Annotated in this window: 20 protein-coding genes and 1 pseudogene; 5 read left to right on the top strand and 16 right to left on the bottom strand. The window is 45.3% G+C overall.

Features of this window, described 5'->3' with window-relative positions; translation table 11 throughout:
• Nucleotides 1-27 precede the first annotated feature (27 nt).
• Nucleotides 28-699 carry a pectate lyase gene (locus ASF12_RS16260; protein WP_056036605.1) on the bottom strand — a complete coding sequence of 224 codons (672 nt, stop codon included), beginning with the start codon at nt 697-699 and terminating at the stop codon, nt 28-30.
• A 284-nt stretch (nt 700-983) separates the two neighbouring features.
• On the opposite strand from ASF12_RS16260, the gene ASF12_RS16255 reads away from it, so the two are divergent.
• A complete protein-coding gene (locus ASF12_RS16255) occupies nt 984-1,805 on the top strand; it encodes a formate/nitrite transporter family protein (RefSeq protein ID WP_056036604.1) in 822 nt (273 codons plus the stop codon).
• A gap of 64 nt (nt 1,806-1,869) precedes the next feature.
• Nucleotides 1,870-2,793 (top strand): L-lactate dehydrogenase, encoded by a 924-nt coding sequence (locus ASF12_RS16250; RefSeq protein WP_056036602.1) that lies wholly within the window; start codon nt 1,870-1,872, stop codon nt 2,791-2,793.
• A 122-nt stretch (nt 2,794-2,915) separates the two neighbouring features.
• On the opposite strand, the pseudogene ASF12_RS33765 reads toward ASF12_RS16250, so the two are convergent.
• The 11 genes and pseudogenes from ASF12_RS33765 to ggt form a co-directional block, all read right to left on the bottom strand.
• Nucleotides 2,916-3,167: pseudogene (locus ASF12_RS33765) on the bottom strand (transposase); the annotation flags it as partial.
• A gap of 876 nt (nt 3,168-4,043) precedes the next feature.
• Nucleotides 4,044-4,541 (bottom strand): MauE/DoxX family redox-associated membrane protein, encoded by a 498-nt coding sequence (locus tag ASF12_RS16240; protein ID WP_056036599.1) that lies wholly within the window; start codon nt 4,539-4,541, stop codon nt 4,044-4,046.
• 49 nt (nt 4,542-4,590) lie between these two features.
• Complete coding sequence (locus ASF12_RS16235) at nt 4,591-4,983, bottom strand: hypothetical protein (RefSeq protein WP_056036597.1); 393 nt, start codon at nt 4,981-4,983, stop codon at nt 4,591-4,593.
• A 317-nt stretch (nt 4,984-5,300) separates the two neighbouring features.
• Nucleotides 5,301-5,720, bottom strand: coding sequence for a TlpA family protein disulfide reductase (locus ASF12_RS16230; protein ID WP_056036592.1), 420 nt, complete (start codon nt 5,718-5,720; stop codon nt 5,301-5,303).
• A 36-nt stretch (nt 5,721-5,756) separates the two neighbouring features.
• The gene (locus ASF12_RS16225; protein WP_162241902.1) at nt 5,757-7,226 is read right to left on the bottom strand and encodes an ATP-binding cassette domain-containing protein; all 1,470 of its coding nucleotides are present in this window, start codon (nt 7,224-7,226) and stop codon (nt 5,757-5,759) included.
• A gap of 326 nt (nt 7,227-7,552) precedes the next feature.
• Nucleotides 7,553-8,026 (bottom strand): hypothetical protein, encoded by a 474-nt coding sequence (locus ASF12_RS16220; protein WP_056036588.1) that lies wholly within the window; start codon nt 8,024-8,026, stop codon nt 7,553-7,555.
• A complete protein-coding gene (locus ASF12_RS16215) occupies nt 8,019-9,284 on the bottom strand; it encodes an ABC transporter substrate-binding protein (RefSeq protein WP_056036586.1) in 1,266 nt (421 codons plus the stop codon). Before ASF12_RS16215 ends, ASF12_RS16220 begins: the two co-directional genes overlap by 8 nt.
• A gap of 28 nt (nt 9,285-9,312) precedes the next feature.
• On the bottom strand, nt 9,313-10,635 hold the full coding sequence (locus tag ASF12_RS16210; RefSeq protein ID WP_056036584.1) for an ABC transporter substrate-binding protein: 1,323 nt from the start codon (nt 10,633-10,635) through the stop codon (nt 9,313-9,315).
• Nucleotides 10,636-11,758: 1,123 nt separating this feature from the next.
• Nucleotides 11,759-12,673, bottom strand: a complete 915-nt coding sequence (locus tag ASF12_RS16205) for a fumarylacetoacetate hydrolase family protein (RefSeq protein WP_056036582.1) — start codon at nt 12,671-12,673, stop codon at nt 11,759-11,761.
• Entirely contained in the window at nt 12,670-13,917 is a 1,248-nt protein-coding gene (locus ASF12_RS16200) for an amidase (protein ID WP_056036580.1), read from the bottom strand. Before ASF12_RS16200 ends, ASF12_RS16205 begins: the two co-directional genes overlap by 4 nt.
• Nucleotides 13,918-14,091: 174 nt before the next feature.
• Nucleotides 14,092-15,672, bottom strand: coding sequence for a gamma-glutamyltransferase (gene ggt, locus ASF12_RS16195; protein ID WP_056036578.1), 1,581 nt, complete (start codon nt 15,670-15,672; stop codon nt 14,092-14,094).
• 227 nt (nt 15,673-15,899) lie between these two features.
• On the opposite strand from ggt, the gene ASF12_RS16190 reads away from it, so the two are divergent.
• Genes ASF12_RS16190 through ASF12_RS16180 form a run of 3 tightly spaced genes read left to right on the top strand, consistent with a single transcriptional unit; the run spans nt 15,900 to nt 17,561 of the window.
• Complete coding sequence (locus ASF12_RS16190) at nt 15,900-16,382, top strand: Lrp/AsnC family transcriptional regulator (RefSeq protein ID WP_056036576.1); 483 nt, start codon at nt 15,900-15,902, stop codon at nt 16,380-16,382.
• A 3-nt stretch (nt 16,383-16,385) separates the two neighbouring features.
• Nucleotides 16,386-17,006: a chromate transporter gene (locus tag ASF12_RS16185; protein WP_056036574.1), complete on the top strand. Its 621-nt coding sequence runs from the start codon at nt 16,386-16,388 to the stop codon at nt 17,004-17,006.
• A gap of 12 nt (nt 17,007-17,018) precedes the next feature.
• Nucleotides 17,019-17,561, top strand: a complete 543-nt coding sequence (locus ASF12_RS16180; RefSeq protein ID WP_056036572.1) for a chromate transporter — start codon at nt 17,019-17,021, stop codon at nt 17,559-17,561.
• A gap of 110 nt (nt 17,562-17,671) precedes the next feature.
• Here ASF12_RS16180 and ASF12_RS16175 read toward each other — a convergent pair whose 3' ends face one another.
• From ASF12_RS16175 to ASF12_RS16160, 4 genes are read right to left on the bottom strand one after another with little or no spacing between them, the layout of a single operon-like run.
• On the bottom strand, nt 17,672-18,199 hold the full coding sequence (locus tag ASF12_RS16175) for a phage tail protein (protein ID WP_056036570.1): 528 nt from the start codon (nt 18,197-18,199) through the stop codon (nt 17,672-17,674).
• A gap of 25 nt (nt 18,200-18,224) precedes the next feature.
• Nucleotides 18,225-18,728 (bottom strand): phage tail protein, encoded by a 504-nt coding sequence (locus ASF12_RS16170; RefSeq protein ID WP_056036568.1) that lies wholly within the window; start codon nt 18,726-18,728, stop codon nt 18,225-18,227.
• Nucleotides 18,729-18,768: 40 nt separating this feature from the next.
• Complete coding sequence (locus tag ASF12_RS16165; RefSeq protein ID WP_056036562.1) at nt 18,769-19,293, bottom strand: phage tail protein; 525 nt, start codon at nt 19,291-19,293, stop codon at nt 18,769-18,771.
• A gap of 48 nt (nt 19,294-19,341) precedes the next feature.
• Nucleotides 19,342-24,468, bottom strand: a complete 5,127-nt coding sequence (locus tag ASF12_RS16160; RefSeq protein ID WP_056036559.1) for an Ig-like domain-containing protein — start codon at nt 24,466-24,468, stop codon at nt 19,342-19,344.
• Nucleotides 24,469-24,572 lie beyond the last annotated feature (104 nt).

Genomic DNA, 24,572 nt, shown 5'->3' with positions numbered 1-24,572 from the left:
TGCCGCGTCTTTTTTTGGAAGGATTGCCTAATAAGCCGTGTTTCCGGATTGACTGGTTTTGCCGGATGCAAAACCTTTGAACAGCGTCGGCACGCCAGAATAGCGCGTGTTTGTTATTTTGCCCGTTGTGGAGCTGCTGTCTGTACGCAAAATGGAATCCTTCACCTTGGAAATATCGCTATTTGAAACATTCATGGATACCGAATAAGAGGTGCCGCCATTTTGACGAACGAGCTTGCCGATGTCATTGGCCTTGAAATTTTTAATATTGATCGTGCCGGATGCATTCATTTGGAACACCTTGTCATAGGCTTTATATGCGCCGCCGCCTGTAATATTAACGGTACCGGAAGATTTTAGAGTCAAAGCGTCCTCGCCTACATCCTGCCATGTCACATTCTCAATATTGCAGCTGCCATAGCAGTGAACGCCGTCGGCAGCAGGAGCGCCGATAATGACATTTTTCAGCGTTGCGCCTGCCTCCAGACGGAATACCGGCTTCTGGTTCTCAGCCTGGCTGCCATCCCCTAACGTACTCGGGTTCGCGACAAAAACTTTGCCTTTGCCGTCATAGGTCGTATTTTTAGGAACAATAATGGTAGCGTTTACAACTTCTGCCGCTGATACAGGGGCAGGCTGCACACCAGCAATTGCAATAATAAGGGCCAAAGATAATAGAGCACCAATCCATTTTTTCATCGAATAAACTCTCCTTTATTCCATTTAATTTGGTTGTGGTGAAGCCTCATTCTTTAATGCCGCTATATTTATGCAAATAGATGTGCACCTCCGTTTGCATCTACAAGAAGACTACCTAATTTTTGCCATTACAGGAATAATCATTAGCTCAGTAGTTGTCCACTCCGCCGGGAATCCCTTATTTCTGTAACAATTTTCGCCTTTACCTGTGAGGAATGTCACAATCGACTGTGTCCCTCCTGTGTTATTCTAACCTCAGTAAGCAGCAAGAGGAGTGAATGCTCATGGAAACTGAACCGCTACGCAAGGTCGAGCAACTCGCACACAAGAAGCATATGATTTTTCAGCAAAGCCGCATCCGGTATATTTCCAGGTCCATGCTCGCCAGCATGTTCATTGGCTTTGGCGTTATAGTCGCCTTTAAGACGGGTAACTTTTTTTACGCCGAGCATTCTCCACTCGCTTATCCGATGGCCGCGCTAACGTTCGGAGCTGCGATTATTCTCATCGCATACGGCGGCGGCGACTTGTTTACCGGCAATACGTTTTATTATTCGTTTACCGCGCTCCGGCGCAAGCTCAAATGGACCGACGCCATCAAAATGTGGCTGACCAGCTACGCTGGCAACCTGCTTGGCGCAGCCGTGTTCGCCCTGCTCATTATGACAACCGGACTGTTCGACAGCGAGAAGGTCAATACGTTCCTGCTCAGTGTCGTCGAAGCGAAAATGCATACGTCGTCGATGGAGCTTTTTTTCCGGGCGATTTTATGTAACTGGCTAGTCTGTCTCGCCTTTTTTATCCCGATGGGCATGAAGCATGACGGGGCAAAAATGTTTTCCATGATGCTGTTCGTCTTCTGCTTCTTTATTTCGGGCTACGAGCATAGCATTGCCAACATGTGCACCTTTGCTATTGCACTAGTCGTCGACCATCCAGACACGATTACTTACGGCGGCGTCATTCACAATCTTGTGCCTGTCACACTGGGCAATCTGATTGGCGGCGGCGTATTAATGGGATATATGTATTATTTCGTGAACAAGCCTTATTTCGACAAAGAGGATCACGCGCAAGAGCAAGAACAGAAGGCATTGCAGAAGTAATTCAGGAGTAATGGCAAAAGCAAAACTAGAAGCAACTACACCATTAGACGGGGAGAGATCGGATATGAAAAAATCAAGAATTGTTGTCATTGGCGCTGGGGCTGTAGGCTCAACAACCGCTTATACACTGCTGCTTCGCAATCGCATGGATGAGCTGGTGCTTATCGATGCCAATGAGAAGAAAGCGATCGGCGATGCGCTCGACATGAACCACGGCATGCCGTTCCTTGGCGGCACGAAGGTATGGGCAGGCACTTACGAGGACTGCAAAGGCGCGGACATCATTATTATTACGGCCGGTGTGGCCCAGCGTCCAGGCGAAGAGCGCATTCAGCTGCTGAAGCGCAACGTAGCGATTTTTGACCAAATTATTGATGAGGTCTTGAAATATAATGACGATGGCATTCTGCTGATCGCCTCGAACCCAGTGGACGTCATGAGCTACTTCTCCTTGCGAAAATCGCGCTGGCCCGTTAACCGCGTCATCGGTTCAGGCACGCTGCTCGACAGCGCACGCTTCCGCTATCTGATTGGCGAAGAGCTGAACATTGATCCGCGCAGCGTCCACGCCCCAATTATCGGGGAGCATGGCGATTCCGAGCTGCCGGTATGGAGCCTGTCGAACGTTGCGGGTACAGAGCTCGGACTGAACGACGAACAGAAAGAACGGATTTTCACCGGCACACGCGATGCCGCTTACCAAATTATCGAAGCAAAAGGCGCGACGTATTACGCCATCGCTCTGGCACTCGACCGCATCTGTACCGCGATTCTGCAAGATGAAGGCGCCGTGCTGAACGTATCGACCCTGCTCGACAACTACCTCGGCGTATCCGATGTATACATCGGCGTTCCATGCGTCGTTGATCGCAGCGGTATCCGCAACGTTCTGGAGCTGACACTGTCGGACGAAGAAACGGCGCTGTTCCAGAAGTCGGCGAACAAGCTGAAAGGCTTGATTGAGTCGATTCGGGATGAGATGGCATAACATATTGAATCGAACATCAAATAGAGGGCTACTCACAGTTTCGCTTAGGTAGTTGAAACCTATAAAACTTGGACAAAGGAATCGTATTCGGTGAGATGAGCGGGTTGTGGCTCCAAACTGATCTACGGTTCTTCTTTGTCAGATACGGCCATTTTGAGCTTCAATCCTCCAGTGATTAAATAAATCATCTTAGTAAGGTTTCTAACCGATCTGTAACCATGCGCTCGTCGTTTCACGCATTGCACAAGCCCATCTATAGTCTCAAAGATGCCGTTGGTTTCTTTGGATGTAAACCGCCGTAAGATATGGTGCCCTGCTGATGCTGACGAATCGGCTTTTATCATATCTGAAATTTGACTATGAGTTTCCCAATAATACCAGTCATCTTAGAAGGAATTAGCCTACTCTGGTGTTTCCTGTTCCCATAGCTTCGAAAAGGTCAGCTTTAAGTGACACTCTTTGCTGTCTTTAAGTCTTTTGAGAGGTACGACAACTATCATGATACAGGGGGACCCGCACTGGATCTGTTCAGGCATTCATCAGGGTCGCGGTAAGCAGCCGATAGTTTCTATCGCCTGCTTACCCTTTTGTTCAGGGATTGTCGTCCATAACTGTTTTAGCACCTATTTCAACACGGATTATCACTATAAACATGTCTTGTGCATCGCTCATTTATTGCTGGAATGTCTCAGTATTGAATCATCAGACGGGCATGAATGGGCTACGCACCTTCTTTGTGAATTTCAGAAAGAAAACTGGGAAGTCATCAAGGCTCTCGCCATTTCCCTCCGTGGACAGTTCGCTTCTTAAGTGTTACCTAAGTAGTTACAATTTTCTTTTTAAATGTATTAAGTATTCAGTTAATTCTCTAATTATTACAATTTTATTCTTTTTGCAATAAATAAGATATCCCGAACCTTCGTTAATCTCAATATTCTCCAAAGAGGAAATATGAAAAACCTTGTGTTTCTTCCAAGTTTTTTTTTTGATTATGTATAACCAGTGCGGAGCTGAAAAAAATATAACTTGCTCAGAAATACTTGACTCGCAAAGTAAACGGTCTATCTGCTCATAGGAAGCATTTTTATAGTCAAGAACGATTGCCCTTATTTGATTTTGCACAAGTAGTAAAGATATTTGTGAGTAGAGCGACCGCAAAACAGCAATATTTCGGGATTTTTTTAGAATATATAAAATAAATACAATTATAAAAATTACAGTGTTTGTATACATAATCAATTTAATTATCATTATATCCTTTTAACCCAATTTTTTATAAACAAAATTTCAATCAACAAAACTAACCAAATAGATAAAAACATTAATTGAAGAGAAACAATTGTGTTAATAGGAATTTCAGCATTATACATTGTAATTAAAACAAATAGTATTAATAATCCATTTCTTAGTAATGGGTTTTTATTTAAAAATGATACTTCTCCAAAGCAAGAACAAGAATTTTGTGCTTTTCCACGATTTTTTCTCCATGTGATTATACTAAAAAAAACAAGCAGTATGATGCTCATTGCCTGTCTCCATACTTCCCATAAATCAAAAATAAATGCAATAGCCAATAATAATTCCAAACCGATAACTAACCTTGCAGCTATAGAAATGGTTTTAAATGGTAAAATATTATAGGATGAAATTTCCAACTGAAAATTGAATATATTTCTCAACTTAGAATTAAAAGCTAACAAAAAAGAAACAGCAATAATTATATTAGCAGTATAGAGGAGAAACACCATTACCAATACCCCTCAGTAATCATTTTTATTATTATTGAGTAAATAAACATTAAGACTGGTAACCATCTTCAAAACTAATATCAATAGGATACCAATTCATTTTGTTATCATTAATATAACATTCAAGAAATATAGGTCCCGTTTCCTCTACAAGTAAGTCGATATCATAATTTTGATCTACCCCTGGAATTTCACTATTTGTTCTATAATTTCTATTGTAATATGTCGTGGAGCCCAAAATTTCTTGTCGTGAATTAACGACCTTCATTTCTGTAAGAACCTCCTGATTTATAGGCATGTTCGTTATTTTAAGCAAATATGAAAAACTGACGACTGATGGAAGCACCTGAACCTTAATTTGGTTTATCACCAATCCTAAAACATGTTTTTTTTTATGAATATCAAAAGAAATCTCATCGCAAACTATGAGCTGTGTGTGCACTGACAATTCTCCTTTAAATTAGAATAATGAAATAGAGGAAACTAATTTCCTCCATTTCATTTATTTCATTAGCAGCTACGCACAACAACCAACTTTTTGATCACAACCAACCGGCTTACCTACACCTTTAGCGTCAAGGCAAATCGATATGATCTGAGCATATAAAATTTTAGTGTAGAAGGTACCACCATCTTGACAAGAGCCATTACTACAATAAGTCTTTTGTGTCGTTGAAGATGCAAGTGAATATCCTGCTGGACAAGGGCATCCCATATTTATCACCTCCTTTCAAAATTGAGCAGTATTTTTATTAGAGTTTAATCAAATTGTGTCACCATAAAATCATTCTTGTTATAAATTGTAGCCACATGTTTAACTTTATTATTTGTATCTAAAATAACAGTAAACGGGAGCATTACCTGAGGAAAATAATCTTCCATATTGCTTTCCTCATATCGAAGAACTTGGAATGGCCAATCAAAATAATTGATCATATCACTAAGTTCCTCAGAACTACCATCGGAAAACAAGATGATCGTAGATTCTTCAACCAGCTTCTGTATTTCAATAAGGTGCGGTAATAGATCTATACAATGTATACAGTAAAGAGATGTGAAGAATAGTATCGTTTCTCCTTCACCACGACTAATAGTTGACTTTTCCCCCTTTGAATCTATAAACTTTAAGGTGAGAAAAGCACCCAATAAATCCTCATCAATTTCCCTCGTGCTATTCATATTTCCCCTCCTAATTCCACCTAATTAATTTAAATCTCAGATTGAAGTACTAATTAATACTTCTTTTTCATCTTCTTGATACCACTCTTGTTGAGACATCCACATATCATAATATATGTTCTTTAAATCAATCAATTCTTTATGTGTGCCTTGCTCTACAATACTTCCATTCTCCATAATAACGATTTTATCTGCCTTTCTTGCGATACCTACACGATGAGAGATAATTATAGTTGTAATCTCCTCGCAACGAGATAAAATATCTTTAAATAGTCTCAGTTCTGTGAGAGGATCTAATGCTGAGGTAGGTTCATCAAAAATAGCCAACTCAAGATTTTCTTTAAAAAAGAATCTTGTTAAAGCCACTCTCTGCCATTGACCTCCTGATAAATTAATAGCGTTTTCATCAACAAGCCCAATGCTTGTTTGAAGATTATAACCAAGCGACTTGATATCCACTTTCTCTAAGGTTTCAAGCATGCGTTTCTCATTATGATAATTTTCAAGATCACCAATTCCAATGTTATCTTGTATTGTGGTATGATATTGAAGGAAGTCCTGGAAAATTACACTTGTTTTCTTGAACATACTCTCTTTATTAATCAAATTCATCGGTATTCCATCAAAAAGCACATGACTTTTTTTCGTCTCGTAGAGACCGAGCAATACTTTGACTAGCGTTGATTTTCCTGATCCATTTTCACCCAGTATTGCAACGGTGTCACCTTTATTAATCGTTAAATTAATTTTTTTCAATACTTCAACTGAATTATTAGGGTAAGAAAAATTAAGATCCGAAATCTTTATATTTTTCAGCAAACTAAAATCTAATTGTCCATCATTCGGGTTATCCAGAAAGGTTCTATAATACGAATCAATTTCAGCTTGCTTATTAAAATGATCAGAGTTTTCGAACATCCGAGTATAATCTCCAATGACCATGGAAATATTTGATATCGTAACACTTACCGCCATAGTTGTTAAAACATAATCGCCCATTGTAAAATTATTAAACTTTACTAAATTTGCAAATAACACGACTATTATTGCATTGAATATTATTTCTAAAATCTCCTGTTGTCTAAATACGCTGTTATTGATTTTTTCAAGTTTCAATTGCTGTTGATCAAATATCTCCTTCTGCAACCTCCACTTTTGTTTAAAATGATTGAATGCCCTATAGATTGTTAATTCTTTTTGGTTTTTCATGCCAACGAGTAAGTCGTATAAGTAGCTATGCTTTATTGCGTTTCGTTGCAGTTCTTTAGTTATCTTTACTCTAGATTTAACAGGCCTTACATTAAATAACCCTTTAATAATTCCAAAGAAAACTGCAAGAATACAAAACAATAGATTAATGTTGAACAAGAAATGCATGCCAATTAAAAGTGACACAACTTTCAATCCGAATTCATTTAATTGATTATATAATTCGTAGGTTTTGCCCTTAACGTATTGAAGATATGAAAAATCGGCATTAAACTTGGGATTTTCCTTATGTATCAAGTCAATCTTCTCAATTTTATCAATTAGTTCTTCATCAGATTTGTTATTAAAGGCATAATTTAATTCATTATTTTTAGAATAAGACAGAGATATTAAGTAATTACTAACTATTTGTATGACTATCAGCGATATCAACGACAAGTAAAAAAATTTTAGGTCTTTATTAAATATGGTATCTACGATCACTTTGGATAAGTACATATTGAAATATGTACTTAATGCGCTAACAAATAGCACTAAAATCGCAAACAAAACAATAGAACGATTAAAACTATATACTTCTTTAAAAGAGTTAAAGGATAACCTAATTACACTATAGAACCTTTTCATATACTTCTCTGTACAGTGCGTACCAAAGGACTTAACAGTTCTTGTGAGTGATCATAGCTATTAACAACTCCCGCAGTAATTATTTGACCTATTTTATTGACCACTAACATAAACGGAACGACATTAACACCTATTTCACTGCTTATACATCTAGAATTATAAGCATATACTTTCACACTTTCATGCCTAGTTTGATATTCTTTCAATAATTCATCATTATAATTTTCGCAAAAAATTACATAATTAAATTCCTTATGATTTGAATAGGTTTTAAAAGCGACTTCAATATCACACGCTTGACAATTAGCACCAAAAAAATAAAGAACACTTCCATAATTACTTTCTTTTATCCAAGACATATCTTCTTTAGGAAATCCTTCAAATAGACGAATACTATTCGGAATATATCTCCCAATTTTGTATTCAATTTTAGACTTGTAAAACTGGTGATGCTCAGTTGTTTCATTCATTCCGCAATCTCTCCTTCTCAAAGGCTTCAATCGTTTTCTCTTGAATCATATCAAAGCAGTCCTCTACTGATAGATCCTCATCAATAGCCATTTGTAGACTTTTATTCAATATATCATAAAATTCTTCGACGAATTCCCATGAATAATTCGATTCATCAAAGTTAATGCCTGGATCTGCATCAATGGATTGCTGCCAAAAAGCTTCTAAGTCTACTCCATGATAATCTTTCATACGGTTCGACAAGGTTGAGATATTAGGAAACAACTGATTGCTATCAATATAGTCCGCTGCTTCTTCGTCCATAATTGCTTTTACTATTTCTAAAGATATTTCTTTTTGAACAGAGGTAGAAGGAATCGAAAAAACTTGATCCAAAAAAACACTGCGACTTTCTGCTTTTTCACTTGTATTTACTGGTGAAGGAACAAATCCCCAAGAAAGCTGATTATTCTTTGAAATAAGCTCATCAGCAAAAGAAATTGACGAATCCATTAATGCCGATTTACCTTCTATAAACAATTTTCCTCCCTTTTTCCCAATAGAATTCGACTTATATAAAGAAACGATGCTGTTTATTGCTTGTACCCAATCTTGCTCGTTAAACATAATTTTATTATTTTCACGATTAATAAAGCTCCATTTATTCGTGGCAGCAATCATCATAAGCATGGAACTAGGAGCTCTATTCGTTTCAAGACCCGATATTCCGTCTGTAAAACTACCAACCATTTGAAGGAATTCATACCAATCCATTCCGCTTGTTGGATAAGAAACTCCTTTTTCATCAAATAACTCTTTATTATAATAGAATCCCAAAACATTAACTCGAGGGGATAAACCGTATAATGATCCATCTTGGCTCAAAATGCTTACCATATCTTTGTAATATTTGTTTAAATCAAATCCTGCCTGCTGTATCATCGGGTTAAGATCTATTAAGTAAGATTCATCTCGCATTTTCTTATACTCCGTGTAGTTTGATATAGATAAATCCGGAGACACTCGTTTTACTTCTTCTAGCCTATCTTTCCCGCTTAATTGAAAGTTTGCTTGAATAAGTTGAATATCTAATCCAGGAAATTGCTTAAGAATGTAATTTCCGTAGTTTCGATAAAAAATTTGTTCTGTATCGGGTGTATAAATACGAATAGTTTGATTAGAATAATCTCTTTCTTCTTCCTTCCTCGGAGATGAAACACATCCAACTAGTAATAAAAAAGCGCTAAAAACTAAGATCAATTTAATCTTCTTATTCATTAATCCTCCATCTTAAAATTATTTCCACTTATTTTTTCATTAAAATTGCGGGTACTTCCACTTCCCATAAAGATGTTGCCTCATCAATGCTAATTTCTTCTTTTATAATTTTTTGCATCTGATCAAATAAATACAACTTCACAGCATTCTCTGATGCAATAGGTAAATCGTTTTCCCTACTTGCTGAGGTAACCATTGGTTTTAATTTATAGAATGCGGCGAGATTTCTCATATCGCTATCGCTAATGAGATTGGATCTTACAGGCAATGTGTACCTGAACATATTTGCATTATGTTTATTTCTAGAAATCTCTTCACTATTCAGGTAGGACCAAATCTCTCGTGACTTATCTGACTGTGGGGTTTGATTGTATATTCCGTTCAGATATTGGAACGCAAGCGAGCTGCTCGAATCCGTTAAAAATTCACCTACAGGTTGTGTGACAACGCTCCAATTCATTTCTTGATGATTCACAAGTTCATCTCTCAATCGAAAGGTGTCTAAAACCATTGCTGTTTTACCATCGATAAACAATTCAGAAGACCGCTTATCCGAAATTTGCGTTTTGCTGTCCAACTTATACTTTTGAATAACTAAACCTAATACATTTTTCCAAGATTCACTCGAAAAAAACGCTTTATTTTTATTTGAATCGTACCAACTCAAACCATTCTGTTTGCCGATTTGTAGAAATATATCAACAAGGCTGTAATTGGGAGTCTGCAACCCAGAAATATTGTCTTGAACACCCTGCTGCGCAATCTTGGAAGACAATTCAAAAAGATCGTCCCAACTCATGAAATCGGCCGGCTCTGAAATTCCATATTCCAAAAATATGTCTTTGTTATAGTAGACAGCTTGTGATGCCATGGAGTCCGGAAGAAAATAGATTCTTCCATCACCCATCGTTTGCATTGCTTCCAATATAACTGGGTCTATCCCTGAAACTTCAGAATTCGTTTTTGAGTAATCAGTAACATCCTGCAACATATTTTCGTTAATGAAAACTGAAAAAATAGAGGCTGGAAAATAAATAATGTCCGGTTTTTCTTTATTTATCAAATCAATTAAAGATTTCACATCCCAATCGCCCCCTGAAACAGGGACATATTCAAAATCGTTCCACATTCCCTCACCAAGTACAGATTTATACTCAATAACTCTAATATTTACATCATCAAATTTCTCGTCAATAGAATCCCCTACGTCGTTTTTAAATTCGGAGAGAGAACTATATAAAATCGATATGCTCACTTTTTCTTCTGGAGATTTATTCAAACTACACCCTATAATAAAAACAAATAAAATAGTTGCTAATAAAAATTTACCTGTTATTATTGTTTTTTTCATTTAATACATTCCTCATTTTATAATGATATCCTCTCGTCATTCGCCTCGGCAGATGGGACAAGGGTTTTCTTGAAACATCAATGTTTATATGATCGGCCACCACATTGATGCCGAGTACGTCAGCCAGAAACAAGAATAGGATCCGTAGAAAGCGCCCATTTTCTAGTGTCGTAAACAGTTCAATTCAGACCCCGATTTGCTTCATTTAATTGCGAAAGACTACAATATTGTTAATCTTTTACTTCTTCATATCCAATTTAGCTTATTGAAACTCTTTAACAAAGCACTATTTCACTCACTTCAGGAACCCACCTTAAATTCACCTTGGATTGTAAACCACAAATTTTTAGATTGAGCCACATTAATTACACAAACTCTAATAAATCACTTTAATTTAGCTTCCTCAAAGTATTACTTCAGAATTCTTTACAAGCGAAATATAATCTGATAAACTAGGAATAGCCTTTTTTTTGCATCAAAAACAAACTAGGCTGCCAGGCCGATATCAGCTCACCGTCCAAAGTAGACTGATATCGGTCTTTTTGTATGTAATTTTCTCTAAAACAATCATTCAATCCATTTTTTTGTATTTTTCATATTATAAAACATTCAATCCATTATTACTAGTATTTTCTCCAAAAAAAATATTTTAATCAAAATTTTGGCACTGCCATTAGCATAAAACATCAGTTATTCCGAAGAATGAATATTCAGAAAACTTATTTTCAGGGTAAAATTGCTGAAGCGTTAGCGAGATTAGCTAAACCTGAATCTCTTGGGCTACATATTTCTCAACGTGTTCGGTTGTACGAATCGGCACCTTCTTGTGCTTCATGACGGAAGTTCGTTGATTGGACTCCTGCGCAAACGCCAGTTCCACCTGCTTACAATAATGCAGCATCTTCTGTTGCAGCAGACTTCCCTGCGGCACAGGACCGTAAAGGAATGGATTTTAGCCAAACTGCTTCTCGCAAAGACCTTGCAGCGGGCATGGGGCAGAATACCACAATGTCTTGCGTCATCTTGCCCTTAATCTGGTAAAGAAAGAAAACACAATGAAGGGCAGCATGCGCACCAAGCTGAAAATTTGCGGTTGGGATCACAATTATCTGCTAAAGCTTCTTCAGCTTTCTGTTTCTGTTTCTGACTGATTCAGTAAGCGATTGTCCTGAACATCCGCTTTAACCGGATGCAGCAGCGGCTCAAAGCCGGCAATGCGCGCCTCGATGACGTCGCCATCGCGAATGACGGCTGCACCAGGCGTCCCTGTCAAAATCACATCGCCGGGCAGCAGCGTCATGACCTGCGAATGAAAGGCGACGAGGTACGCCGGCTGATAAATCATGTTAGCCAGCACATTGCGATGGACAAGCTCGCCGTTATGCCAGGTTTCCACTGCCAGCTGGGGTAAGTCCGCGATTTCATCGCGCGTAATCAACTCCGAGCCGAAGCCAAAAAAAGTATCAAAGCTTTTGGCACGCGTCAGGAAACGCTGATGCTTGGCATGAATATCCGCAGCCGTTACGTCGACTGATACGGCAAAACCCGCTACGCAGCCCATTGCTTCGGCTTCGGTTGCATTTTTGCAAGTACGCCCGATAATCATCGCCAGCTCAGCCTCCGCCGTCACATGCTCCGTCTGCTGGGCAGGCAGCTCAATTGCCGTATTTGGGCCGATAAGCGACGTATCCGGCTTCATAAAGCTGACCGGATCAGCTTCAGCGAATAGTATCTCACGCTTGGCCGCTTCCTTCACATAATTCATGCCGATACCCCAAATTTTTCGTGGATGGCGATATAATGGCGCAGCTGTCATCGCTTCGCTTTGCACAAACTCCATCGCTCCGATCTTTTCACGACCGCCCTCGTTATACCATGTCGTCAACGCATCCAATTGCCCTAATCGCAGCAGTTCAAACACGTTAATGGGCCAACCCATCTGCTCCAACTGATTAATCGTATAGAGCCGCACATAGCGATCTTCAATTTTAATGCACGCTTGCTCCACACCCTCGTAATGGATCGTCACCAGCTTCATTTTATGTTGCCGCCTCTCCTTCGCTCCCATAATTCCGCATGCTGCACTATCCATCGCAGCAGCTTCAAATCCTGCCCTGCCCCTGCAATAATGGATAAACCAATTGGTGCCCCATCCACCTCGCCAACCGGAAGCGTTACCTGCGGCAAGCCTGACAGCCCTGCTATACAGCATAGCTGCATCGTTAGAGCACGCTGCTTGTCTGCCGCTTCTCCACTAATGTGGCGGTCCGGCGCCGTTCCGGGAATGGTTGGGAGGACAAGCAGGCTATCTATTCCAAGCAGCTCTCGCAGCTTGGCACGAATGCTGCACTGTTCCTCTAACTTTTGCTCGCTGTCTTCGTTGCGCAAAGTGCTCGCCCAGCGAAATCGCTGCGCTATCCCTGGGCCAAAAGCAGGCTGCTCGCGCGTAATCCACTCGCCATGCGTCTGCCAAATTTCCAAACCTTGAATCGTGCGGAATGCTTCCAGCCACTGGTCAAGCCCTTCTGGGGCAAGCGTCAGCCGCTCGGTATTTGCGATAACGGCCTCCAGTTCAGCAACGAATGGTCTCAGCTGTAGTACGCTAGTAGAATCCGCCTTGCTCCATGCATCTTCTGCGATCAGCAAGCGGCTGAAGAGCTTTACATCCGCAGCAGCAGCTGCATCGCCCTCCACTCGGGCGGCCGCCTCCGCAGCAAGCAGCAGCTCGCCAACCTTCAGCAGCAGCGTGCTGTCCCGTGCCATCCAGCCTACCGTATCAAAGCTCGGAGCCAGAGGAATGACGCCATCCATCGCAACTGCGCCATGCGTCGGCCTAAAACCATAGACGCCGCAATAGGCGGAGGGCACGCGAACCGAGCCGCCTGTGTCCGTCCCGAGTGCAAAATCCACTGCCCCCGCTGCAACGGCCACGGCAGAACCGCTGGAAGAGCCCCCCGGTATGCGACCCGGCGCAAGCGGGTTAATCGGCGTGCCGTAATGGGCGTTTTGCCCATTGATGCTGTACATTAATTCATCGGTATGCGTTGCTCCGGTCAGTGCCGCTCCCGCGTCAAGCAGCCGTTCTATGGTTGAGGCGGTATGCTCCGCCGCTTCGTGTGTGCGCAGCCAGTCGGGGTTGCCCGCGCTGCTTATATGCCCTTTAATCGCGAACACATCCTTAACCGCAAAACGTAGGCCGTCTAAATTGCCCGTATGAGTTGCCGGAAGCGTGAGCTCCGGCTTAATAAAAGCATGGAATGTATCCATTATTTTATGCTGCATGATTGCTGTCTCTCCTGTCCAACCTGCTCCGCCTATATTCTAGCGATCAGGCCGATTTCGGTATCTTTGCCTACAACCAACTCCGCACTCGCGGCTGAAAAATGGGCTGCCCATCACAGCCGATCTGCTTTACTCTTTGCCATACGTTTTGCACACACTTCCGAGTCGAGCCGCTTACCAGCCAATTGCCGCTCCATCGCTGCGCGGATCAGCTCCGCCGCTAAGGACGCCGTCCTTGCTAATCGTGATCGCATGGGCGTGGCCCATAATGCCGTCAAACTCTTTCATGCGGCGAACATCATGCCCGGCTTTCTCAAGCTGCTCCGTAACCTCGTCTGCTAGGCGGCTCTCTACTTTCAGCTCCTGTGTTTGCGCTCCCCATGTGCGGCCCCACACCCAGCGCGGCTCATTCACCGCCTGCTGCGGATTCATGCCAAAATCAATCATCCGCGTAAGGATCGCCACCTGTGTCTGCGGCTGCCCTTCGCCGCCCTGCGTGCCGAACAGATGGCTTGGCTTGCCATTCAGGCACGCCATGGCTGGCATCAGCGTATGGAAAGTCCGCTTGCGCGGCTCCAAACGGTTCACGTGCTGGGGCTCCAACGAGAAGAAGGACCCTCTATTTTGCAGCAAAATGCCCGTATCCCCAGCTACAACGCCTGAGCCAAACTCAAAATACAAGCTCTGAATGAAGGAAACCGCGTTGCCCTCCTCATCCACGACCGCCGCATAGGCCGTATCATTGCCGACAGGCTTCGTATCGATGGAGCAGGCCTCATCCAGCTTAATAGAAGCTGCAAGCTCCGCCGCATAGGCAGAGCTCAGCAAGCGTTCGAGCGGAATTTCCGCAAAAGCAGGGTCCGTCAAAAATAAATTGCGGTCGCGGAAGCCGAGCTTAAGCGCCTCAATCATAAGATGATAATACGTGTATGAGCCATGCCCGTAGCTTTTCAGATCATAGTTCTCCAACATTTGCAGCGCCATCAGCGCCACAAAGCCTTGCGAGTTCGGCGGCACCTGGTACACGTCATGCCCACGGTAAGAGCCTTTAAGCGGCGCAACCCATTCGCCCGCATGCACGGCAAAATCTTCCTTGGTCAGCAGCCCGCCGCTGCTCTGCAAATAAGCAGCGATCCGCTCCGCAATATCGCCTTTATAGAAAGCATCGCGCCCCTGCTCCGCGATAGCGCGAAGACTCGCTGCGAGGTCGCGCTGCACAAAGCGCTCCCCCGCCTGAACAACGCGCCCTTGCGGCAGGTATACCGCCGCAGTAGCTGGAAATTGTGCCAGCATGTCCGCATGCTGCACCGTATTTTCATATTGATCCGGCGACATCGGAAAGCCGTCTTCCGCATATCCAATAGCCATATCTAACACCTGTGCAAAAGGCAGACGCCCATATTGGCTATGCACGGCATGCCAGCCGTCCACCATGCCCGGAACTGTAATAGCGCTGCGCGGCCCGCGTACCGGAATCGCAGCTTCGCCAGCATAAGCCTCGCGCGTTGCAAAACTGCCGGATCGCCCGCTAGCATTATAGGCTCTCACCTGCTGTTCCTTATGTTCGTATGTGAGCCAAAACGAGTCTCCGCCAAGTCCCGTCATATGCGGATAGACGACAGCTAGACAAGCGCTGACCGCAATTGCAGCATCAAAGGCGTTGCCGCCTTGCTCTAGTATTCGCGCCCCTGCTGCCGAAGCCAGATGGTGGGGGCTTACAACCATGGCCTTCGTGCCGATTATCGGCTTGTTCATGCTATTCCACCCTTTATAAGTCAAGTTATCTGACATGATCTATTGAGTATTAAAGTAACATGGCAGTTCGGCTAGTGGCAACTATAAAATTCTTTTTGCCCACGATTGACAAATTTCATATTGATAAGGAATGAATTTGGTTATATATTTATTCATATCGTAATCGAATCGAACTTATCACATACGTTTTGATATTCTCGCTCGAAGGAGCAAAAGGAGCTTTTCATATGCAATCCAAAATGCCGCCCGCCCAGGCGGAGCACGCCATTGACGATATTGATCGTAAAATCATCGCTGCCCTGCATATTAACGGAAGGATATCTTACACTGACTTAGCCAAGGATATCGGTTTATCCCGCGTTGCTGTGCAAGCCAGAATCAACACCCTGCTGGAGCAAGGCGTTATTGAGCGCTTCACAGCCGTCATCAATCCGGAGAAAATTGGCGTGACGGTATCGGCTTTTTTCAATGTCGAGGTGGAGCCTAAATTTCTGCATGAAGTAGCCGATCGCTTATCCGAGGAGCCCGTCGTCACTAGTCTGTATCACATGACAGGCCCCAGCAAGCTGCATATGCATGGCCTGTTCACCAGCAATCAGGAAATGGAGCTATTTTTGAAAGAAAAACTGTACCCGCTGCCCGGCATCATGAGCGTTGATTGCCAGGTTTTAATCAATCGCTACAAAAGTAGAATGGGAATGAGGCTGTAAAAAATGGAGACGACAACAAGCGCCAAAGCATATGGACAGCTTTCCTTGGCGATGTTTAAAACGGGCATTTTCGGCTTTGGGGGCGGCCCTTCTGTTATTCCTTTAATTCGGCATGAGGCGGTTACCCGCTACGACTGGATTAATGATGAGGAATTTGCTGAAATTTTGGCACTGGCCAACGCATTGCCCGGACCCATAGCCACCAAGATGGCCGCTTATCTCGGCTACCGGCTGCAAGGCTGGCTGGGCGCGCTCGCCGCTGTACTTGCTCATATTTTGCCTTCGGCCATCGCGATGATCGCCTTGCTGTCCGCTGTACAAATTCTTAGCGGCTCGGCTGTTGTGCAGGGAATGATCGCCGCGGTTATTCCCGTTATCGCAGTCATGCTTGGCGTAATGGCATATGAGTTCGGCAACCGTGCGGTGAAGGGACTGGGCTGGGTAACTGGGCTCATCAGCTGTGCGCTCGCTTTTCTGCTGCTGCAGGTCGTGAATATTCAGGATGCGGTCGTTATTGCCGCCTTCCTTCTCTATGGGGCGATGCATTTCAAGGCTGCCGCCTGGGTGAAGAAGTGGAGAAACAATCGGCGCGATAAAGACAACAATACGAGCGCGAGCGCATAAGGAGCAGTCACTATGGATTGGTTGGATTTAATTATTGGTTTTTTTCTCGCAAATATTTTAGGCTATGGCGGCGGTCCTGCCTCCATTCCGCTCATGTATCATGAGGTCGTGGACCGTTACCACTGGTCAACCGATGCTGAATTTTCAAACATACTCGCGCTTGGCAATGCCCTTCCGGGGCCGATTGCTACGAAAATCGCCGCGTTCGTCGGTTATGATGTATACGGCATTCCAGGCATGGCAATCGCGCTTGCAGCAACGATTGTACCTTCGGCTGTGGCGCTGATTTTTCTGCTTAAGCTGCTGCAAAAGCATCGCCAATCTCCCATCGTCAAAGGGATGACGCTGCTCGTGCAACCCGTTGTCGCCATCATGATGCTGCTGCTCACTTGGCAAATGGCAAGCACAGCCGTGCAATCCGCCGGCCTTTGGCAGACACTTGCCATTGCCGCCGTCGCCTACTGGGCGATGGAGCGCAAGAAGATCCATCCGGCGATCGTCATCTGCGTCGCCTTCGCTTACGGCGGCATCGTGCTATCGCAGACGATGGCATAAGGAAGCAGCATACAACCTTCTGCCATTCATCATGAAGAAGAAGCGGCCCTGCACATTCGCCAACGCGTTTGTGCAGGGCCGCTTCTTTTTTATCCTATTCTCCGCTGCTGCTACTGAGCTTTAACCGGATACACGCCATCATCCAGGCAGATAATATAATTTATCGCCAAGTATGGCTGTATATTATTGTGTGCTTGAGACCCCCCGCTTGCAGTTATAGCATTCACATGCATGTTGGCATTCGGCTGTTCTTCATTATACACACTAACTGTAGTACCCCGCGGTGTAGTGGCCCAAATATTATTGATTGTATCCGTCGTATTTCCCAATGTCTGAGCGTTCAACTGATGTGTATGATTCGGCATTTCAAAGGTGGTAATCGTTTCTGTCATGCTGCCGCCCTTTTCATAGCACTTCCTCGGAGTCAGATCTACCCCGCTGCCTTGATGTATCGGCACTAGGCCCCGCAAATCAGGCAATGTAAAATACGTTTTATAGTCCGAGCCAAACGCACCTCCTATTATCGAGTACAATGGTTGATTGTACGGGAGAGAAACCTGCTGTCCATGACAAAAGGCCCAGCCCCGCGGAGCGAAGTTTCCTGTAAATAAGCGAATTTCTCCAATAAAAGCGTCCATGTCAAGCCTCGCTTTCTGATTCTAATTAATTTTTCGGTGGATAAGTCCCTGTCATTGCAATGCAAAAATTTGCGACCACGTAGGGCTGCATATTGGAATGGGCCTGTCCCGCGCCCATCATCCCGATTGCCTGAGGCGACATGTACCCGTTCGCCGTCTTGCTGTAGGCCTTTGCGCTGCTTTCACTCCATACATTGGAGGCAGCCGCGCCCTTTGTACTTGTGGCTGAGCTGGCAGACAGCGAATGCGTGTGCTGGGGAATTTCATTTATCGTCAAGGCATGCGTTTCTGTTCCGCCGTTCGAATATACAGGGAATACTTCGTCTGTTGTTGGGTTTAGGGCAGCCCTTCCCTGCAAATTTGGCAGTTGGAAAGTGGCTTGGCCATCCCCACCGAATTTATTGCCAATTATCGAGAATAAAGCTTGGTTCTCACTCACTTTAAGTATTTGTCCATTGCATTGGGCCCATCCTACAGGAGCGTAGTCGATTGCAAACAAACGTATTTCGCCAAGAAACCATTCTTCCATAAACGCCTTCCTCCTCTTGATTAGCTATTGTCTTATATGCTTAAAACTGCCTCATCGGATAGGTGCCTCGCATACAAATAATATAAGTTAGTGCCATGAAAGGCATCATATTGTTATGTGCCTGATTGCCACCTACCGTGGACAAAGCAGTTTTGTTCATCGCGGCGTTAGGCGCTGCTGTTCCTTCAAAATATTGCTTGACCGTGCTCGCCGCCCAAAAATGGCCTGTCGGAGACGCCTCATCGCCTGCGGACTGCTGGGCTGCCGCCATATGCGTATGGGCCGGCAGCTGTGCCTGCGTCAACTGAACCGTCTCCTTACCGCCTTTATCTTTCAGAGAAAATTTGCTGCCCGTTGAGCTGGTCCCCATATGAATGGGAACCCGGCCCCGATAATCCGGTAGGGCGAACGTCGTTTGCCCGTCCCCTCCGTAGGTTGCCCCGAGAAGGCCGAACAGCGCCTCATTATTCTTAATCGGCAGCACTTGCCCGTTGCATAGTTCCCAATCCTGCGGCGCGTACGTGCCGACAAACAGCCTGATTTCGCCTAAATATGAATCTGCCATTTTAATTTCCTCCTCGGATTATTTGTTCTGTGCCGATTGTTTAGCAGACTACCCGTTGATTAAATCAGCCTGCAGCAGAAGTCTGCGAATGAGTGCAGCAGCCTCCGCACGGGTAATGTCGTCCTGCGGATGCAGCTGTCCGGAATTCCCCGTCACAATTTGAAGCTCAACCGCAGCGGCCATAGCATCTTTCGCCCAACTGCTGATTTCATTCTGGTCCACGAAAGCGGACAGCTTATCCATAGATCCCGAAGCACTCAGCTTCGTATAAGCTACAGCTCTTGCGATAATCGCAATTGCTTCCTCGCGTGTAATTGTCTTTAGGGGGCCAAATGTGCCGTCAGCATAGCCGGTAATAAGACCATAAGCCGCAGCTGTTTCCGTATAACCGGCATACCAGCTTCCGGCCTGTACATCTGAAAACTTACTTTGCCCTTGTAGAGCCGCTGGGCGCAAGCCTAAACCACGTACGATAATCGCCGCAAACTCAGCGCGGGTAATAGAAGCATCCGGAGAGAAGGCCGTCTCGCTCGTCCCTTGTACAACCATGCGGGAGGCCAGGTCGTTCACCTCATCGCGGCTCCAATGCTTCGCCAGATCCTGCATCTCCCGCGGGTGCCAAATGACGGAGTACGTACTGTTCGTCAGGCTGTTGATCACTGCATAATACTTCCCGTTCAGCTTCGTAATATTGGTTGGTACATGATAGAGCTGTCCATCGGAATGCAGCACGACTCCTGTCGTAATACGACTCGCATCAGCGCCCTCCGGCATTGGAATCATCATTTGCACATAGCCGCTGAAAGTGGAGACAGCCGTCTGCTTTCCGTTGTAAGAAGCTGAAATATGGAATTCCAGCGGCGAGGCGGCAATCTCCATACCTTGGCCGGATGCCGCAGCATATACTTGATCAGACTCCGATTTTGCCGATTTTGCTATTGTGATGCTGAAAATAATGTCCTTTAAGCTGTTCTGCGCTCCTAGCTCCTTGGCAATCGCATCCACAGGGATAAGCGAAGCCGGGAATGCATAAGAGGCTGAGGCCGTTTGAATTTCAAGCGTCGCCGTTTTATCTGTCATTACCTTGAGCAGTTGACCATTCAATAAGCTGTTCACGCTATCTGCGGCTTCTGTATACGGAATCGTGACTTCGCGATTGGATTCGGACTCTAGCTTTTTAATGATTTTGTCGTTGTCGAGCGTTACTGTCGCATAGCGCAGCTGATTGCTGGTGAACGTCTGCACCGTAGCCGTCTGCTCTTGCTTCACTCCGTCTACATATACTGAAATGCCGATTCCCGCTGCCACTGTCCCCGTTTGTACGGAAGTGCCTGTTGAAGGAGTTGAACCTGAGCTTTGCTGGGCGCGGGTCACTTTCACCAGGTAAGTACGGCTCGGCTTTGTTGAGTCAGCCGCCATAACCGTGACCGGAATTTCATTCAGACCGACACTTAACTGCACTGTAACCGGATTTTCTGCCGATTGGCCGTTTATCGTTACCGTCGCAAGCGGATCAAAGGCTTCAGCTGTAATCGTCGTTGCTTCAACTGCATAAGCTACATTTTGCTCGTAGCTCAGCGTATCCTTGTGGAAAGTAGGAGAAAGGCTGCCCGTGCTGGTCGAAAGCGCCCCTAATTCGCTAATTCCATAAGGTGTAATATTTACTGTAATAACGGCTGTATCAGAATCCTCCTGTCCGTCCGAAGCTACATATGTGAAGCTGTCTGCCCCTAGCTGACCAGGACTCGGCACATAAACAAACTCATCGCCGTTAATAATCGTCACGCTGGAGGACTTCGTACCGGTTGTGAGCAGGCGGAAGGTCAATGAATCTCCATCCACATCCGTTGCATGCAGCTTTTGGGTCAAAGATGTCAGACTTTCTACATCGTAGCTTGCATTCTCAGCTGCCGGCCGGTCATTCACCGGCGTGACCGTCACCTGGACCGTAACCGGATCGGATTCATCCACCCCGTCAAAGGCCTTTATTGTAAAGCTGTCGTCCCCGTTAAAATCCTGATTCGGCGTGTAGGTGAGTTGATTGCCATTGATAATAACCGCTTGCCCGTGCTCCGCCTGATCGTCGACTAGGAAGGTCAGCGCATCCTGATCCTCATCCGTACCCGACAGTGTCAAGCCCAATACATCGTCCTCATCCATTTGCTGAGGAGCAATCGTCGTCACAACAGGCTTGGTGTTCCCCACAGTCACCGTAAAGCTCGTTGTGCCTTCCGCCAGACTGCTGTCCAATACATGGATCGTAATGGCAGCTGAGCCTTGCATTCCTTGAGCAGGCTCCACGGTAACCGTGCGCTGCTTCCCGCTTCCCGCTAGTGTAATTCCGCTGAGCGGAACAAGAGCGGTATTGCTCGATTCTGCAGTTACTGTAAAATCGCTCGGCTCTGCGTCAGGATCTGTAATAGTAAAGCTTAGAGCCTGCGTAGCTGTATTTCTGCTTATGCTTTGATTGGCAATCGCACTTACCGTCGGGATGTCATTCACCGACGTCACAACCAAAGAAGTCTGACTGTCCACAACTGGCGCAGCTATCCCGTCATCCACCGTCACAGTTAAAACAACGGTCTCCGTCGTTCCCGGAGCAACCCGGTTCGCCTTCGGCGCAAATACCAATTGGCGAATGGCTATAGTCAGATCATCGGCTGTTCCGCTTGCCTCGTATTGACTGCCAACCAGACTGAAGCCGGATGCCTGAAGGGAGGCAGCGGTAAATTCGCCTTTTGCCGCAGTATCCAGTGCGATGCTGACCGTTAGCGTCTGATCGGGATCCGCATCCTCTATCGATACGCCAGTAAAGGGTTGCTCCGTATCCGTATCCAATAGCTCTAATGGAGTTGCGGCAATACCCGTCAATTCGGGAGCGTCATTTACCGGGGTAATCGTAACCGATATCGTACTAACCACCGTGCCTCCGTTGCCATCGCTTACTTCAATTTTAAATACATCCTGACCATAATAATTAGCGTCCGGAGTATATTCCCACGCTCCGCTCGTCGAATTAACCGTTGCGATTCCATGGGTAGCCTGCTGCAAAATGGAATAAGTCAGCGTGTCACCCTCCACATCGTTTGCCGATACTTGTCCGGTAACCGCTGTGTCCTCATCAGTCGTTACAGAATCATCCGCAGCTGTCGGCGGATCATTCACCGGCGTCACAGTTACGGTAATGGTGCTAGTCGCCGTACCTCCGTTGCCGTCGCTAACCAATATCTTGAATACGTCCTGGCCGTAATAATCCGCATTCGGAGCATACTCCCATGCTCCGGTCGACGGATTGACCGTTGCCGTTCCGCTTGCTGCCTGCTGCGATACCGAATACATCAGCGTGTCGCCATCCGCATCCGTTGCGATTACCTGACCAGTCGTACTTGTATCCTCGTCAGTCGTGGCCGTATCGTCCGACGTTGTCGGAGCTACATTTATGTTTACAACCGTTACACTTATCGTACTCGTTGCTATGCCGCCGTTACCATCGCTAACCTCGATCTTGAATACATCCTGACCGTGATAACCCTCATCCGGGTTATATTCCCATGCTCCAGTCACCGGATCAACCGCTGCCGAACCATGAGCCGCCTGCTGCGAAATGGAATACGTCAGTGTATCGCCCTCAACATCGCTTGCCGTGGCCTGACCCGTCGTCTGCTCATTTTTATTGGTCGTCGCGGTGTCATCGCTCGTAACAGGAGGATCATTCACCGGCGTCACAGTTACGGTAATGGTGCTGGTTGCCATGCCACCATTGCCATCGCTAACCTCAATCTTGAATACGTCCTGGCCATGATAATTCGCATTCGGACTATACTCCCATGCCCCCGATGACGCATCAACCGTTGCCGTCCCGTTCACTGCCTGCTGCGATACCGAATAGATCAGCATATCGCCATCCGTATCCATTGCCGTTACCTGACCAGTCATACTTGTATCCTCGTCGGTCGTGGCCGTATCGTCCGACGTTGTCGGAGCTACATTGACGTTCACAATCGTTACACTTATTGTGCTCGTTGCTATGCCGCCGTTGCCATCACTAACCTCGATCTCGAAAACGTCCTGGCCATAATAACCATCCATCGGAGTATATTCCCATGCTCCGGTCGCCGGATCGACCGCTGCCGAACCACGATCCCCCTGCTGCGAAATGGAATAGGTCAGCGTATCGCCGTCCACATCGCTTGCCGTCACCTGACCCGTCGTCTTCTCATTTTTATTGGTTGTCGCGGTGTCGTCGCTCGTAACAGGCGGATCATTCACCGGGTTGACGGTAATCGTAACCGTGCTTGTCGCCGTCCCCCCTTTGCCATCGCTAACCAACACCTTAAATACGTCCTGACCGTGATAATTCGCATTCGGATTATATTCCCATGCCCCCGTTGACGCATCGACCGTTGCCGTCCCATTCGCTGCCTGCTGCGACACCGAATAGGTCAGCATGTCGCCATCGTTATCGGAGCCAGCAATGTTACCAGTCACGAATTCGTCCTCATCTACCGATTCCGTATAGTCTGTCACGGTCGGAGCTTGATTCACAACGGTTTGTTCATAAACAATATACGGATCGGCATCAAACCGATACCGATCAACGTTGGTTCCATTCAAGCTTTCTGTGCCTGTCAGAAAGAATGTTAGCATTCCGTTCGAAGCATTATTGAAATAATTCGTGACATCGAAGGAAAGCAGCTTTCCAGCGACAATTCCACTCATCACACTATCCAATAGTTCGTACTTGCTGGGTGTATTCAGCACATCACTCATGCTAGGCCAGCCTGTATGCGCGTTCTCCACACTGGTTGGAAGGAGCGTCGTCTTGTATGCCCATACTTTGGCGATAGGCGTTCCACGAACGGCCAGACCTTCATCTCCACCACCAAGGTTATTGCCTACATTAATTCGCAAGTAAACCTTGTAACCGGCAGGTGCGCTCGCCGTTTTGTTGAATCGCACAAAAGCATGATACTCCTTCGTGCCTCCATCCTGAATACCAATATAATAAGGAGCCCCTACATAAGCGCCATACGTAAAATCATGCCCGGCTATAGCCGCCAGCGGCGGTCCGGCCAAGGAGCTTGCATGCACCGTTCCAGTTCCATATAGTCCGCCAAATATAAAATGGATTGCTATGATAGCGGTCAATAAACCTATGAATCCCTTCTTCTTCACGCTTTCCTCTCCTTATCCTTATGCTTTTTCCTATCCAAATCCAATTATTATCGCCCTAATTATACCAATTGCCTCTGAACGCATTCTGAACGAGGAGCCGCCCG

Origin of the sequence: Paenibacillus sp. Leaf72, assembly GCF_001422685.1 — a bacterium.
Taxonomy (GTDB): Bacteria; Bacillota; Bacilli; order Paenibacillales; family Paenibacillaceae; genus Pristimantibacillus.
The sequence above is the reverse complement of the archived record's forward strand: the minus strand, read 5'-3'. Positions and strand labels throughout refer to the sequence as shown.